The 15084-nt window shown below is 75.2% G+C and carries 13 protein-coding genes; 6 read left to right on the top strand and 7 right to left on the bottom strand.

What is annotated here, in order from left to right; translation table 11 throughout:
* Window positions 1–10: 10 nt before the first annotated feature.
* Together VM95_RS30055 and VM95_RS30050 are read left to right on the top strand one after the other, a co-directional pair.
* Window positions 11–1219, top strand: a complete 1209-nt coding sequence (locus VM95_RS30055; RefSeq protein WP_045702724.1) for a 4-hydroxybenzoate 3-monooxygenase — start codon at window positions 11–13, stop codon at window positions 1217–1219.
* Between the two features lie 58 nt (window positions 1220–1277).
* Window positions 1278–3008: a methyltransferase gene (locus VM95_RS30050; RefSeq protein ID WP_045702688.1), complete on the top strand. Its 1731-nt coding sequence runs from the start codon at window positions 1278–1280 to the stop codon at window positions 3006–3008.
* Between the two features lie 28 nt (window positions 3009–3036).
* Here the strand turns inward: VM95_RS30050 and VM95_RS30045 are convergent, their stop codons facing one another.
* Window positions 3037–4632, bottom strand: a complete 1596-nt coding sequence (locus VM95_RS30045; protein ID WP_045702685.1) for an alpha/beta hydrolase — start codon at window positions 4630–4632, stop codon at window positions 3037–3039.
* A gap of 153 nt (window positions 4633–4785) precedes the next feature.
* Between VM95_RS30045 and VM95_RS30040 the strand changes: the two genes are divergently transcribed.
* Window positions 4786–5322, top strand: a complete 537-nt coding sequence (locus VM95_RS30040; RefSeq protein WP_045702683.1) for a histidine kinase — start codon at window positions 4786–4788, stop codon at window positions 5320–5322.
* Window positions 5323–5362: 40 nt separating this feature from the next.
* On the opposite strand, the gene VM95_RS30035 is transcribed toward VM95_RS30040, so the two are convergent.
* Complete coding sequence (locus VM95_RS30035; protein ID WP_045702681.1) at window positions 5363–6544, bottom strand: agmatine deiminase family protein; 1182 nt, start codon at window positions 6542–6544, stop codon at window positions 5363–5365.
* A gap of 153 nt (window positions 6545–6697) precedes the next feature.
* Here VM95_RS30035 and VM95_RS39255 point away from each other — a divergent pair, with 153 nt between their 5' ends.
* From VM95_RS39255 to VM95_RS30020, 3 genes are all read left to right on the top strand, one after another.
* Complete coding sequence (locus tag VM95_RS39255; protein WP_052707661.1) at window positions 6698–7336, top strand: TetR/AcrR family transcriptional regulator; 639 nt, start codon at window positions 6698–6700, stop codon at window positions 7334–7336.
* A 145-nt stretch (window positions 7337–7481) separates the two neighbouring features.
* A complete protein-coding gene (locus VM95_RS30025; protein WP_045702679.1) occupies window positions 7482–8267 on the top strand; it encodes a class I SAM-dependent methyltransferase in 786 nt (261 codons plus the stop codon).
* A gap of 66 nt (window positions 8268–8333) precedes the next feature.
* Window positions 8334–8690 (top strand): hypothetical protein, encoded by a 357-nt coding sequence (locus VM95_RS30020; RefSeq protein WP_045702677.1) that lies wholly within the window; start codon window positions 8334–8336, stop codon window positions 8688–8690.
* A 21-nt stretch (window positions 8691–8711) separates the two neighbouring features.
* Here the strand turns inward: VM95_RS30020 and VM95_RS30015 are convergent, their stop codons facing one another.
* From VM95_RS30015 to VM95_RS45545, 5 genes are all read right to left on the bottom strand, one after another.
* Complete coding sequence (locus tag VM95_RS30015) at window positions 8712–10373, bottom strand: ABC transporter ATP-binding protein (RefSeq protein ID WP_045702676.1); 1662 nt, start codon at window positions 10371–10373, stop codon at window positions 8712–8714.
* Window positions 10370–11359, bottom strand: coding sequence for an ABC transporter permease (locus tag VM95_RS30010; RefSeq protein ID WP_045702674.1), 990 nt, complete (start codon window positions 11357–11359; stop codon window positions 10370–10372). The genes VM95_RS30015 and VM95_RS30010 overlap by 4 nt, the downstream gene beginning before the upstream one ends.
* Window positions 11356–12360 carry an ABC transporter permease gene (locus tag VM95_RS30005; RefSeq protein WP_045702672.1) on the bottom strand — a complete coding sequence of 335 codons (1005 nt, stop codon included), beginning with the start codon at window positions 12358–12360 and terminating at the stop codon, window positions 11356–11358. The genes VM95_RS30010 and VM95_RS30005 overlap by 4 nt, the downstream gene beginning before the upstream one ends.
* Window positions 12361–12392: 32 nt before the next feature.
* Window positions 12393–14111, bottom strand: coding sequence for an ABC transporter substrate-binding protein (locus VM95_RS30000; protein WP_045702669.1), 1719 nt, complete (start codon window positions 14109–14111; stop codon window positions 12393–12395).
* Window positions 14112–14264: 153 nt separating this feature from the next.
* The gene (locus VM95_RS45545) at window positions 14265–14357 is read right to left on the bottom strand and encodes an Ms4533A family Cys-rich leader peptide (RefSeq protein ID WP_341846036.1); all 93 of its coding nucleotides are present in this window, start codon (window positions 14355–14357) and stop codon (window positions 14265–14267) included.
* Window positions 14358–15084 lie beyond the last annotated feature (727 nt).

The raw sequence follows: 15084 nt of genomic DNA, 5'->3' as shown, positions 1-15084 counted from the left end.
CTCCATGAACATGACGAAAAATCAGACCGCAGGAGTCGCCGAGGAATCCGCGGACGTCGTGGTCCTCGGAGCCGGCGTCGCCGGACTGACCCTCGCGAACATCCTCCAGGCCGCCGGGATCGACTGCGTCGTCCTCGAACGCGCCACCCGCGCCCACGTCGAGACCCGGGCCCGGGCGGGCTTCCTCGTCCCCAACACCGCGCGCGTGCTGGACCGCCACGGCCTGGCCGAGGGCCTGCACCGCGACGGCCGCCCGCACGGCAGCTGCGAGTTCCGCACCGAGACCGGCAGCTTCCGGCTCGACTACAGCACCCTCGGCCCGTGCGAACCGCACACCGCCTACCCCCAGCAGAACCTCGTCACCGACCTGCTCGCGCACTACCTGGCCGCCGGCGGCCGGGTCCACTTCGAGACCGCGGCCGACGCCGTCCACGATATCGACGGCCCCCGGCCCACCGTCGACGCCCGGGACGCAGACGGCCGCCCCCGCCGCTGGCGGGCCCGCTACGTCGCCGGCTGCGACGGCCGGCACGGCGCCGCCCGGCGCTCCCTGCCGCCCGGCACCCGCCGCCACCAGCGCGACCACGGCGTCACCTGGCTCAGCCTGCTCGCCGAAGCCCCGCCCAGCCTCGACGCGATCGGCTACGCCCTGCACCGCAACGGCTTCGCCGGACACATGACCCGCACCCCGCAGGTCACCCGCTACTACCTCCAGTACGAGCGCGGCACCCCCGCCGACGCCTGGTCCGAGGACCGCATATGGGACGAGCTCGACCTGCGGCTGGGCGCCGCCGAGCACGGCCCGCTGCGCCGCGGCCCCATCTTCCAGCGCGGCACCATCGACCTGGAGTCCGACGTCGTCGAGACCCTGCGCCACGGCTCGCTGCTGCTCGCCGGAGACGCCGCGAGCCTGCTCCCGCCCGCCGCCGCCAAGGGCGCCAACGTCGCCGTCCTGGAGGCCGAACTCCTCGCCCTGGCCCTCGTCGACGACCTCGCGCACGGCGACCCCACCGGGCTCGACCAGTACTCCGACCGCTGCCTCGTCCACGTCTGGCGCGCCCAGGAGTTCTCCCGCTGGATGGTCCAGCTGATGCACGCCCCCGCCGGACCGGACGGCGCATCGCACTTCCACGACTCGCTGCGCCGCGCGCGGATCGAGTCGCTGCGCACCTCGCGCAGCCACCAGGACTGGTTCGCCGAGAACTACGTCGGCATCTGACCCGTCCGCACCCCTGCCTTCCCTGCCCCTTCCCCTTCCCCGAACAAGGACGCCCGCCATGATGGCGACACCGCCGGACGACATCACCGAACTGCGCGCGACAGCGGAGTTCGTCCGCACCCAGGACACCGCCGCCCTGCTCCCGCACCTCCTCCCCGACCTCGACGAGGCCGAGCGGCAGGCCCTCGCCGCGCACTGCGGCCTCGCCCACGCCGCCCTGCTCGTCTTCCCGCCCGACGACGCCGCCCTGCGCGCCGCCCTCGCCGCCTGCGACCTGCCCGCCGACACGCCGTCCTTCCCGAGCGTCGTCGTCCGGCACCGGCTGGCCGCCCGGCACGGGCGCGCCGAGGCCGACCTCGACGTCCGGATCCTCCACCCGCGGGTGACCGGACCGGACGGCGAACCGCGCACCGTCGAGGTGTGCGCGCTCACCGTCCCGCCCGGCTCGGAGCTCGCCGGGCTCGCCGCGCACGAGCGCGCCCACCGGCACGAGGCCCACGTCGCCCTGGAGGTCGAGCAGCCCAACGCGCTGCTCCTGCACGGCCTGCGCGCCCTGCTCACCCGGCACGGCGCGGCCCCGGACGGCGGCGGCTACAACCCGCACGAGAACGGCACGGTGCTCTACTTCACCCTCCCCGCCGCGCAGGCCGGATACCGGCGGGTCGAGCTCCACGCCCACGGCAACTACCCCGGCGTCCTCGCCGACCACCTCGCCGACGGCGGCGCCCACCGCTCGGCCGAAACGCTCCTGCACCTGCTCACCGGCGCCTGGACCACCCAGGCCCTCGCGGTCAGCGCCCGGCTGGGGCTGCCCGACGCCCTCGACACCGCCACCGCCACCGACCCGCGCACCCTCGCCCGGTCACTCGGCGCCCACCAGGAGAGCCTCACCACCCTGCTGCGCTACCTCACGATGCTCGGCGCCGTCACCGAGCACCCGGACGGCTACCGCCTCACCGAGCTCGGCACCCTGCTGCGCGCCGACACCCCCGGCTCGATGCGGGCGCTCGCGCTGATGTACGGCGGCCCGTTCTACCAGTCCTTCGCCGCCCTGGACCACACCGTCCGCACCGGCGAGGCCGCCTTCGACCACCTCTTCGGCGAGAACCACTTCGACCACTTCGCCCGCGACCCCGAACTCGCCGCCACCTTCGACCAGTCCATGGCCGCCGGCGCCCGGATGTTCGAACCCGTCCCCGCCCACCCGGTCGTCCTCGCCGCCGCCGGGGCACCGCGCCCGGGCACCGTCGTCGACATCGCCGGCGGCAACGGCGAACTCCTCGGCCGCCTGCTCACCGCCCACCCGGGCCTGCACGGCGTGCTGCTGGAACGCCCCCACGCCGTCGAGGCCGCCCGGCGCCGACTCGACGCCCTCGGCTGCGGCGACCGCGCCGACTACGTCACCGGGGACTTCGCCGACGTCCCGGCGGGCGCCGACGTCTACGTCCTCTCCCGCGTCCTGCACGACTGGGACGACGCCCGCTGCGCCGAGATCCTGCGCCACTGCGCCCGGGCCATGCCCGCCCACGCCGACCTGCTCATCCTCGAACGCGTGCTGCCCGCGGACGGCTCCACCTCGCTGGCCACCGCCTGGGACCTGCACATGATGTGCAACACCGGCGGCCGCGAGCGCCGCGCCGACCACTACGCCCGGCTGCTCGCCGACGCCGGCCTCCAACTCCTCGACCAGAGCCCGCTCCCGCTCGGCGGCGCCGTCCTGCACGCCCGCAGGGCCGCGGCCGCGGTGCCGCACCCCGCGGCCGCGCCGGAGGCCCGGCTGCCGGCCTGAGGCCGGGACGCCCCGCCGGCCCGGCCGGTCAGCAGGCCGTGCCGGCGGGGACGGGGCGCAGGTCGACGAGGTAGCCGTCGACGGCGTCGCCGACGCAGGCGTTGCTGCGGCCGTACGCGGTGTGGCCCGGCCCCCGGTAGGTGAGCAGCATGCCGGCCGGGAACTGGCGGGCGAGGCCCTGGGCGTCGGCGTACGGGGTGGCCGGATCGCCGGTGGTGCCGACGACGAGGACGGGAGGAGCGTCCTTGGCGTCGACGGTGTGCGGGGCGCGGGCGGTCACGGGCCAGGTGCGGCAGACCAGTTCGTCGACCACGCCGGGAGGCCCGTAGAGCCCGGCCGCCCGGTCGGCCCGGTCCAGGGCCTCCCAGTAGGCCTGCGGGTCGCTCGGGCGGGAGACCTCCAGGCAGTTGACCGCGGTGAAGGCGTCCTCGGAGTTGTCGTACGCCGGGCCGGCCTCGCGGTGGCGGCCGGGCCGGTGGCGCCGCTGCTCGTCCTGGCCGCCGCCGAGGGCCGCGAGCTTGCTGCCGTCGCCGTCCCGGGCGGCCTTCAACGCCTCGGACAGCTCCGCCCACTGCTCCTCGGGCGTGTACATCGAGAGGGTGATCGCGTTGTGCAGGTCGCGCAGGCCGATGCGGTCGTCCGTGCCGGCGACGGGCAGCGGGTCGCGCGCCGTCCGCTCGTAGAGGTCGCCGATGAGCCGGCGGATCTCGTCGGGGCCGGCCGCCGGGCAGGCGTCCCCGGCGATGCCGGCGCATTGCCGGGCGTAGTCGTCCACCGCGGCGCGGAAGGCCGCGGCCTGGTCCACCGCGCGCTGGTACCAGTCCTTGGCCGGGTCGACGGCGCCGTCGAGGACGAGGGCGCGGACGCGGTGCGGGAAGAGCTCGGCGTAGGAGGTGCCGAGGCTGGTCCCGTACGAGAAGCCGACGAAGGTCAGCTTCTCGTCGCCGAGCACCGCCCGCAGGACGTCCATGTCCCGGGCGGCGTCCGGCGTTCCGACGTGGGGCAGGAGGGCGCCGCTGCGGGCCCGGCAGGCCTGGGCGAGGCGGTCGGCGTCGGCGAGCGCGGCCCCGCGCTCCTCGTCGGTGCGGGGGTGGAGGCCGCTGCTGTACGCGCGGTCGCCGGTGCCCGCCCGGTCGCGGGCGTCGGGAGCCGGGTCGCCCTCGCGGCAGTCGACGGCCGGGGTGCTGCCGCCGACGCCGCGCGGGTCGAACCCGACGAGATCGAACCGGTCCCGGACGCGCCGGCCGAACAGGTCGGCGCCACCGCCCTCCAGCATGGCCACCCCGGACCCGCCCGGGCCGCCCGGGTTGACCAGGAGGGAGCCGATGCGGGCGCCCGGGTCCCCGGCGCGGGCCCGGTTGAGGGGGAGGGTGAAGGTCCGGCCGTCCTCGGGGTGGGCGTAGTCCATCGGCACGGTGACGGTGGCGCACTCCAGGTCGCCGCAGGGGCTCCAGGCCGGCTTCTGCGCGTAGAAGGTGGCGAGCGCGCGGGGCACGGAGGTGCGCCTGGTGCCCGCGAGGGATCCCGTCGGATCGTCAGGGCCGCACTGCACGAGGGCGGCGCCGCCGAGGACGGCGAGGGCCAGCACGACGGCGGTGCGCTTGCGGGCGGGGGTGAACGGCATGGGAGGGCTCCTGGGGTCGGCGGCGCCGCCAGCCTGGCCCGGGCTACCTGAAGTTTCAGTGAGGAGCCCGCTACCCGCCCCGCTGCCCGCCCTGCGGCTCGCCCGTCCGGGCGCCTCATCGAAACCTCAGCTTCGCCCGGGCACGATCGGCCGATGTCGAGATGTCCGATCGAAAACGGCTGTGACCGGTGCCGGGTACGGGCGCGGCGGCGCGGGTGGGGTGCGCTCCCCGGCGTCGGCCTCGTCCGGCTGTCCACCGCCCGAGGAGGAGCCCGCCCGGCCGGTGCCGGTCAGCCGCCCCCGCCGGGCTGGGCGGCCGTCGCCCCGGCCGTCCGTTCGGCGCTCGCCGCCGCGCCGCAGGCCGCCGTCACCGTCCGGGTGCCGCAGGGGCTGCCGCCGGTGCGCGTCGGGCAGGGGGCGTTGGAGCAGGCGCTGGCCGCGGTGGTGCGCGCCGCGTGGCTGCGCACCCCGCCCGGGGCCCGGGTGCTCGTGCGCGCCGGGGTGGAGACCGGTCCGGCGGGCGGCGTGCGGGTGCTGCGGATCCGGGTCGCGGACCGGGGCCCGGACCTGGCCGGGGAGGCCAAGGTCTGGGCGCTCGCCGGGGTGCCGGCCGGCGGCGGGCGGATCACCCTCGCCGACAACCCGGCGGGCGGGCTCGTCCACGTCCTCACGCTCCCGCTCGCCGAGTAGGGCCCCTTCCCGCGCGGGCCGGCGGCCCGGGGCGCCGGCTTCAGGGCGCGGGCTGCTGCTGGGTGACGCAGTGGATGCCGCCGCCGCCGGCGCCGAGGTAGTCGATGTTGAGCTGTTCGACGGTCCGGCCGGGGAAGAGCTGCGCGAGCGCCGTCCGGGCGGCGGCGTCGGCGGCGGTGTCGCCGAACTGGGCGGAGATCACCGCGTTGTTGCAGAGGTAGTAGTTGGCGTAGGAGCCGACGAAGTTGGGGTTGGTCGAGCGGATCAGGTTGTAGTCGGGGCCCTGGAGCCGGCTGACCCGGACCGGGGTCCCATGGGCGCTCACGGCGGCGGACAGGATCCGGTACTGCTGGCGCTCGTCGTTCGACCAGACGTCGGTGTCGGTGGCCAGCGGCAGTTGGACGACGGCCGCGCCGGCGCCGAGGAACCGGGACGTGGCGTCGACGTGGTCGTCGGTGATGTCCTGGCCCGTGATGCCGGGGAACCAGATCACCTCGGTGGCGCCGTAGGCGGCGCACAGCGCGGCCTCGACCTGGGCCTGGGACAGGCCCGGGTTGCGGTTCGGGTTGACGATGCTGCTGAGGGTCGCCATCAGGGTGCCCGCGCCGTCGGTCTCGACGGCACCGCCTTCGGTGACCAGCCCGGCGGCGGTGAACGGGATGCCGAGCCGGGCGGCGACGCGCCGGGCGACCAGGGCGTCGTTGCCGTGCGGGTTCTGCTTGTTGCCCCAGCCGTTGAAGTTGAGGCCGACCGCGTCGAGGCCGCCGGCGCCGTCGGTGCGGAAGACGGGGCCGGTGTCGCGCATCCAGCAGTCGTCGACCGGGATGTCCCCGATGACGGTGACGCCCGGGCCGCACATCGACTGCGCTCGGCCGACGCTGGCGGGGTTGGCGCACATCGTGACCGGCTCGTACGTGGCGATGGTCCGGGCGATGAGGGCGATGTTCGCCTGGGCGCCGCCGAGCTTGCCCTTCCAGATGGTGCTGTTGTCCGGCCAGGCCATCCACGTCCGGGTGTGCGGGGCGGTGTCCAGCGGTACCCGGAGGCCTGCCGCGGCCGCCCGTGCCGCCGCCGTCGTGCCGTGGCGCCCGGCGGCGGCCGCTCGTCCGCCGCCGGCCACGGTGAGCGCGGCGGCGGCCGCGCCCAGCCCGGCGGCGGTCAGGAACCCCCGTCTGTCCAGGCCTTCGCCGGCCGGCCGCCGGGATCCGAGGTGGTCGTTCATGCCTGCCTCCCTGTCAATGTCCAAGAGCTGAACCGGAGTTGGCAGGAACGGTAGAACTGGCCAAGCGCTCGGTCAAGAGTTCGCGCAGACCCCGGCCCGGCAGGCCGGCCGATCGCAACTCCTCAGGCCCGCGCGGTCGTTACAGTGACGGCCATGGCAACTGAGCTGACAGGCGCACCCCCGGGACCGTCCGCCGGGCCGAGTGGCGGCACCCGGCCGCGATCGTCCGCCAAGGGCGAGCAGACCCGGGCCCGGCTGATCGCGGCGGCCCGCACCCTGCTGGCCGGCGACGGCGCCGGGCGGTTCACCACGCGCAACGTGGCCGCGCTGTGCGGGGTCTCGCACGGCATGTGCCACTACCACTTCGCGGACCGCACCGAGCTGATCGTCGCGGTGGTCGAGGACATCCGGCCCGAGTGGATCGCGCCCCTCGAGGAGGCGGTCGGCGGGCCCGGCGGCCACGCCGAGCAGGCGGAGCGGGTGCTCGCGCTGCTGACCCGGCCGGAGAGCCCCGACCTGGCCCGGCTGCACGCGGCGCTGCACTGGCTCGCGCTCAACGACGAACGGGTCCGGGAGAGCCTGGAGGCGGAGTACGGGCGGTGGCGGTCCTGCTTCGTGCGCCTGTTCCGGGCGCTGGTGGAGGAACGCGGCGCCGACGTCGACCCCGTCCCGCTCGGCGAGGCCTTCGCGGCCGCGGTGGACGGACTCGCCGCGATCGGCTCGCTCGACGGCACCGTGGACGCGGAGCGGGTGCTGCGGACCCTGATGGCCGCGCTGTCGGCCACGGTGTGACCGGGCCGCGCCTCCGGGCCCGGCCGCGCGGGCCGGCGGCCGGACGGGCGGGGCGCGACACGCGGGCAGGAACGTGCCTGCGGCCCGGCGGCGCCCGGCCCCGCTGGAATGGGCCGACACCGCCCACCGCCAGGGGAGACCACGGATGAACGCGACGACCACGGACGACGACCCGGTCCGGGTGCTCGACGTCTCGGGCGCCGACTACCGCCGCGCCTTCGAGCTCTTCCTCGCGGGCACGGACGAGAAGCCGCGCACCCACGCCCGGCTGAGCGAGCTCGTGGCCGCCCTGCCGCACCGCCGGGTCCTGCTGGACGTCGGTGCCGGCGAGGGCCGCACCACCGCCCACCTCGCCCGGTCCTTCGAGCGCACCATCGCCATCGAGCCCAGCGCGGCCATGCGCGAGAAGCTGCGCACCGCCTGCCCGGGCGCGCTCGTCCTCCCGGAGCCCGTCGACTCGGCCCGGCCGCCGGAGCCGGCCGACCTCGTCCACATCTCCCACGTGCTCTACTACGTCCCCGAACCGCGGTGGCTGCCCACCGTCACCCGGGCCCGCGGGTGGACGGCCCCGGGCGGGACCCTGCTGGTCGTCCTGCAGAGCCCGGAGAGCCCCTGCATGCGGATGGCCGCCCACTTCACCGGCGCCCGCTACGACCTGCGCCCGCTCGCCGACCGCCTGCGCGAGCAGCACCCGGCCGACGAGCTGGCGCTGGAGAGCCTCGACCTGCACTACCGCACGCCGCACCTGGACGAGGCGGTGGACGTCGCCGAGTTCATGGTCAACGTCGCCGACCTGGCCACCCTCGACCCCCGCCCCTCCCGGGCCGCGCTGACCGCGTACGTGCGGCGGAACTTCACCCAGCCGGACGGGAGTTACCTGATCGGCCACACCCAGGACATGCTCATCGTCCGCCGCTCCCCGGCCGGCTGACCGGCCCCTGGCGCGTCGCGGGCCGCCGCGCTACGCTGCCGCGGCACGCGACGACGGGGAGGCGCCATGGCGGGGGAGCAGCCCGAGCCCCGGTACGCGACCGGACTGAGGGCCGGGCTGGAACTGGTCGGCTGGATCGGCCTGCCGATCGCGCTCTGGCCGCACTCGGTCCCGCTGGCGATCGGCGTGGACGTGCTGCTGATCGGCCTCCCCGCCCTGCTCCAGACCCGCGGCGACAAGCCGGGCACGATCATCGCCGTACCCGGCTGGGTCACCGTCCTGATGGTGCTCGCCCAACTGGCCGGCGCCGTCTGCGCCGCCTGGCTGCTGTTCCCGGCCTGGGCGGCGGTGCTGGTCGGCCTCCTCGCCCTCGCCTGCTGCGGCACCGAACTGCCGCGCTGGCGGCGCCTGCTGGGGGTCTGAGCCGGCGCCCGGCGGGCCCGGTCAGGCGCCGGCGGCGGCGAGCCGGGCGTGGCGGCGGGCGGTCGCCTCGACCGGGTCCAGGACCGGGACGGCCGCCAGCAGGCCCTTGGTGTACGGGTGTTGGGGGGAGTCGTACACCGTGTCGGCGTCGCCCTGTTCCACGATCCGGCCGGCCCGCATCACCGCGACCCGGTCGCTCACCTGCCGGACCACGGCGAGGTCGTGCGCGACGAAGACCAGGGCGAGGCCGAGGTCGCGCTGCAACTCGCCCAGCAGCGCGACCACGTGGGCCTGGGTGGTGACGTCCAGGGCGGAGACCGGCTCGTCGCAGACGATCAGCCGCGGCCCGGGCGCCAGCGCCCGGGCGATGCCGACCCGCTGCCGCTGGCCGCCGGAGAACTCGTGCGGGTAGCGGTGGTACCAGTCGGCGTCCAGGCCCACCCGTTCGAGGAGTTCGCCGACCCGGGCGCGGATGCGGCGCTCGTCGCGCTCGCCCGCGACGCGCAGCGGGTCGGCGACGGACTCCCCGATCGTGCGGCGCGGGTTGAGCGAGGCCACCGGGTCCTGGAAGACCATCTGCAGCTCCCGGCGCAGCGGGCGCAGCTCCCGCTCGCCGAGCGCTCCGATGTCCCGGCCGCGGTAGTGGAGCCGGCCGCCGGTCGGCTCCAGCAGCCGGACGAGCATCCGCCCGAGGGTGGTCTTGCCGGAGCCGGACTCGCCGACGATGCCGAGCGTCTCGCCGGCCCGCACGGTGAGCGAGACGCCGTCCACGGCGGTGACCGGGGCGGTGCGCCGGGTGAGGCCGCCGCGGGTGGCGAACTCCCGCCGCAGGTCGGTGGCTTCGAGCAGGACCTCGCCGGGCCCGGTCCCCTGGCCCGGGGCCGCCGGGGCGTCGATCCGGGGCACCGCGGACAGCAGCGCCCGGGTGTACGGCTCGCGGGGCGCGCCCAGGACGTCGGCGACCGGGCCGTGCTCCACCGCGCGGCCGTCCTTCATCACCAGCACCCGGTCGACGCTGCCGGCGACCACGCCCAGGTCGTGGGTGACCAGGACCAGCCCGGCCCCGGTCTCGGTGCGCAACTCGTGCAGCAGGTCGAGGATCTGGGCCTGGACGGTGACGTCCAGCGCGGTCGTCGGCTCGTCGGCGACCAGCAGCCGCGGCTCGCAGGCCAGGGCCATCGCGATCAGCACCCGCTGGCGCATGCCGCCGCTGAACTCGTGCGGGCGCGAGCGGGAGCGCCGGGCCGGGTCGGCGATGCCGACCCGGTCGAGCACCTCGACGGCCCGGGCCCGGGCGGCGCGGCGGGAGACCGGCCGGTGGACCCGGACGACCTCGGCGATCTGGTCCCCGACCGCGTGGTACGGGTCGAGCGCGGAGAGCGGGTCCTGGAACACCATGGCCGCCGATCCGCCGCGCAGGCGCCGGAGTTCCTCGCCCTCGGCGGTGACGGCGTCGACGCCGGCGACCAGGACCGAGCCGCCGGTCCGGGCGCCGGTGCCGCGGTGCAGGCCGAGCAGGGCGGAGGCGACGGTGCTCTTGCCGGAGCCGGACTCGCCGACGATGCCGAGCGCCTGCCCGGCCTCCAGGGTGAAGCCGACGCCGTCGACGGCGCGCAGGTGGCCGTCGCCGACCGGGAAGTCGACGACCAGGTCCCGTACCTGGACCAGGGGTTCGGGGCTCACGTCAGGACCACCCTTCGGTCGGTCACCGCGTACAGCACGTCCGCGACGACGTTGGCGAGGACCACGCAGAACCCCGTGACCAGGGTGAGGCCGACGACGGTCGGCAGGTCGATCAGGCCGACCGAGGTGACCAGCAGCTTGCCGAGCCCCGGGAGGCCGAACAGCGACTCGGTCAGCACGGCGGAGCCGAACATCGTCCCGAGGTCCAGGGCGGTGAGCGCGATCACCGGGGTGAGCGCGCCGCGCAGCGCGTGCCGCGTCACCAGGCGCCGCTCGCCGACGCCGTACGCCCGGAAGGTCCGGATGTGGTCCTCGGCGAGGGTCTCCAGCACGGCCGAGCGGGTCAGCCGGGCGTACTTGGCGGACTCGATGAGCGCGAGGGAGAACCAGGGCAGCAGCAGGCCCCAGAACCACTGCTGGGGGTCCTCGGTCAGCGGCGTGTAGCTCGGGAACGGCAGCCACCGGAGCTGGGCGCACAGGACGATGAGCAGCACCAGGCCGATGACGAACACCGGGACGGCGGTGCCGGCCAGGGTGAGCGCGGTCAGCAGCCGCTCGCCGAGCCGGCCCCGGCGCAGCGCCGAGAGCAGCCCGGTGCCGACCCCGAGGACCAGCCAGATCACCATCGCGCCGAGGGCCAGCGAGGCCGTCACCGGGAGCCGGGCGGCGATCATGTCGGTGACCTGCTCGCCGCTGCGGTAGGAGACGCCCAGGCAGGGCGCCGGGCAGTGCAGCAGGCCCGTTCCGGCGCTGAAGTCGCGGCCGGCCACGATGCCCTGGAGGAAGTGGGCGTACTGCAGGTGCACCGGCGCGTCGAGGCCGAGCCGTTCGCGCACCTGGAGGACCTGGGCGGGGCTGCACTTCTCGCCGCAGGCCAGTTGGGCGGGGTCGCCGGGGGCGAGGTAGAAGACCGCGTAGACGACCAGGGAGATGGCCAGCAGGACGCCGACCAGGCCGAGGGCCTTGCGGAGCAGGAAGCGGATCACGCGGCGGCCTCCCCGGTGGTGCCCGGCCCGCCGGGCCCGCCCGTGGTGCCGACCCGCAGCCGGGAGGCGGCGCGGGGGTCGAGCTCGGTGCGGACGGCGTCGCCGAGCACGGTGAAGGCGAGCACGGTGGCGAACAGCAGCGCGGACGGCAGCAGGACGTACATCGGGTCCGCGCGGAACCAGGTGGTCGCGCCGGAGAGCATCTGGCCCCAGGACGAGGTCGGCGGTTTGACGCCCACGCCGAGGAAGGACAGCCCGGCCTCGGAGACCACGTTGGTCGGCAGCAGCACCGCCGCGTAGGTGAGGACGGGCGCGGCCAGCGCCGGCAGCAGCTCCCGGCGGGCGATCCGCCACCGGGTGGCGCCGGCGAGCCGGGCCGCGGCGACGTGGTCGAGCTGCTTGAGGCTCAGCGTCTGGGCCCGGACCAGCCGGGAGGTGCCGGCCCAGCCCAGCAGCCCGATGACCAGGGTGAGCAGCAGCGGGCGGGAGAAGTCGGTGGGCACGACCGCCATCAGCGAGATGGCGAAGACCAGCGAGGGCAGCGCGAGCATCACCTCGGTGGTGTTGCCGATCAGCTGGTCGAGCAGCCGGCTGCCGAGGCCCGCCGCGAGGCCGAGCAGGACGCCGATGGCGACCTGGACGAGGGTGGCGCCGACCGCGACGAGCAGCGAGATCCGGGCGCCGTGGACGAGCCGGGCGAACACGTCCCGCCCGGTGCCCGGTTCGACGCCGAGCCAGTGCTCGGCGCTGACGCCGCCGAAGGAGCCGGTGGGCACGCCGCCGGCCGCCGAGTCCAGCAGGTCGTTGTGGTAGCTGGTGGGGTCCTGCCCCTCGACCGCGGTGAGCAGCGGTGCCGCCGCCGCGGTCAGGACGAGCAGGACGACGACGAGGCCGGCGGCGCGGACGGTGCGCCGCGCGAGCAGCCGCCGCCACACCTGCCGCCCCCCGGCGGCCGGGGCGGCCGCGCGGGCCTCCCCGGCTCGGGTTTCCCGTGGTGCCATGGTTGTTCGACCGATCCGTCCGATCCCGCCCGCTACTTGACCGCGACCTGGGAGATGTCGAGCACGCCGGTCCAGTCGCTGATGACGATGTTGCGCACGTCCTTGCCGTACAGCCGCTTGTAGACGGGGTGGAACAGCGGGACGGTGAGGGCCTGTTCGCCGATCCGCTGGTCCAGGGCGCCCCAGCGCTTGGCGGCCTCGGCGTGGTCGGTGATCTTGTTGATCCGGTCGATCTCGTCGTTCACCGAAGCGTCGTCCAGCTGCGCGGAGTTGAAGTTGTAGCCGTCGGTGACGATCTGCCGGCCGTCGAAGATCGGCGCGAGGAACGGGCCGCCGGACGGCCAGTCGGCGCCCCAGCCGGAGAGGAAGAAGCCGGGCTCGGTGCCGACGGTGTGGATCGTCTTGGAGTACCGGGTGGAGTCCAGGGCTTCGAGCCGGACGGTGATGCCGGCGGCCTTCAGGCCGTCCTGGACGGCGGTGGCCAGGTTGGGGCCGTAGCCCTTGCCGGTGTCGGTGGAGTGGGTGAGCGTGACGGTCAGGCCGTCCGGGTAACCGGCCTCCTTCAGCGCCTCCTTGGCCTTCTCCGGGCTGCCGGTGGCGCCGGCCGGGAACGGGTCGTACGGCGTGTACCCGAAGGTCTCCTGGGCGGGCAGGTAGGTGGTGGCGGCCTCGGCGAGCGAGGAGCCGCCGGCGGCGTTGACGACCGAGGTGCGGTTGAGCGCGTAGGCGATCGCCTGCCGGACCTTGGGGTTGTCGAAGGGCTTCACCTTGGGGTTGAAGGCCAGGTAGTTGACGTAGCCGAAGTGGCCGGTGCCGACGCGTGCGGCGAGGGCCTTGTCGTCCTTCACCTGGGCGAGTTCGGAGGGGCCGAGGTTGGTGTCGGTGGTGACGGCGGCCGCGTCGGCGCCGGTGCCGGCGGAGAGCCGCTGGTTGATCACCGCCGGGTCGAGCCCGGACTGGACGTCGATGGTGTCCGGGTAGGCCTTGCGCTGGTCGTCCGTCGCCGCCGACCAGTTGGGGTTGCGCTTGAGGACGAGGTGCGCGCCGTCGTTCTCGTTCTTCTCGACCTGGTAGGGGCCGGAGGAGACCGGGTGGTCCTGGTACTTCGTGCCGGTGTCCTTGGCCTTCGGGACGGGGGCGAACTGGGTCTGGGTGGCCAGGTACGGGAAGTCGCCCTCGGGCTTGGCGAGGTGGAAGACGATGGTCTTCGCGTCCGGCGTCTCGATGGAGTCCAGCGTGCGGCCGTCCTTGTACGGCCCCTGGTAGTCGGCGGCGCCGACCAGCCAGTCCCTCAAGTACGGCGCGCCGCCGGAGAGTTCCGGGGCGAAGGAGCGCTCGATGCCGTACTTGATGTCGGCGGTGGTGATCGGCGAGCCGTCCTCGAAGGTGAGGCCGTCCCTGAGGTGGTAGGTCCACACCGTCGCGCCCTCGGACGGGGTGCCGGTGTCGGTGGCGAGGTCGGGGACGACCTTGGTGCCGGCCGCGCCGTCGGCCCGGTTGCGGGTGGTGAGGGTGCGGAAGACCAGGGAGGGCACGTTGCCGCCGCCGGAGGTGTACAGCCGGGCGGGGTCGAACTGGTCCTGCGGGTTCTGGTTGAGGACGGTGAGGGTGCCGCCCCGCTGCGGTGCGGCGTCCTTGCCGGTGCCGCCACCGCCGTCCGCCTTCGGTCCGCACGCCGCGGCTCCGACGACCAGGGCGACGGTGGCGCTCGCCGCGGCGAGTCGGCGAGGGGTGGAGGTGGGTCGAGACATCGGAAAAGGGGCCTTTCGCTACCGATGGTGTACGGAGGAAGGCGGGCGGCAGTGCGGCCTGGGCCTGGGGAAGGGAGGAGTGGCACCGCGCCCGCGGGGAAGGGGCGATGCCCCGAGGCGGCGATCACCGCAAACGCGTCGGGGCAGGCGGATTCAGCGACAGAGGTTGTCGGAGACGCAGTGCGTGGCCACGCCGATCAGCGCCAGCTCGATGGCGGCGCACTCGATCGGGTGACGGTCGGACATGGCGAGAAGACTGTATGACTTCAAGCGGAATGTCAAAGGTGCGTTTACCGCCCGTCGATGGCGCGAGCGGGCGTCCGCCGGCGGCGGGGTGTCGGGTTTCGTTGCGTTGTGTTTCCGCGGTGCGGGCGGATCGCCCCGGGTTCGGGCCGATCGTCCCGATCCGCGGCCCCGGGGGCGGCAGAACAGGACGCTCGCCTTCCGTTCCGGGGGCGGTGTTTCGTCGCGGCGATGGCGGAGCGGTCCGCCGGTCGATCGGCCACGACATGTCTCCTGAACGTGCATGGCGCGCAGATGAGACCTGCGGTTCCTCCCGGTCGGCCCGCCCGCCGTGCGAGCCTTCTTCCACCGGCAGCCGCCCCACCGGCGACCGCCCACCTGACGGCACGTCACGAAGCAGATGGGGAAGGGAGATCCCGTGGAACAGAGGTTCGCGCGCCGTAGCGGCCGGGCGCGTTTCTGAGGGCCGGCCGACACCGCACCCGCGTCGGGCCGATCGGCCCGGCGGCGGTTCCTAACCGAAGCGCGTAGACGAACTGTCAACGACTTCGTCAACCGAATGCCCACGGCCCCCGGGCAGAGTCCTCCGTGTACGCCGACGACGCGTCGGCGGGAAGCACCGAGGGGGCGGGCCGTCATGAGCGACCTCGCGCGGACGCGGCACCCGTGGGGCGCGCCGGCGGCCGCCGCCGTGAGCGCCGGCGCGGGCCGGCCGGGCCCTCGCCCGGCC

Origin of the sequence: Streptomyces rubellomurinus (assembly GCF_000961885.1) — a bacterium.
Taxonomy (GTDB): Bacteria; Actinomycetota; Actinomycetes; order Streptomycetales; family Streptomycetaceae; genus Kitasatospora; species Kitasatospora rubellomurina.
This window is presented reverse-complemented; position numbering and strand designations above follow the sequence as displayed.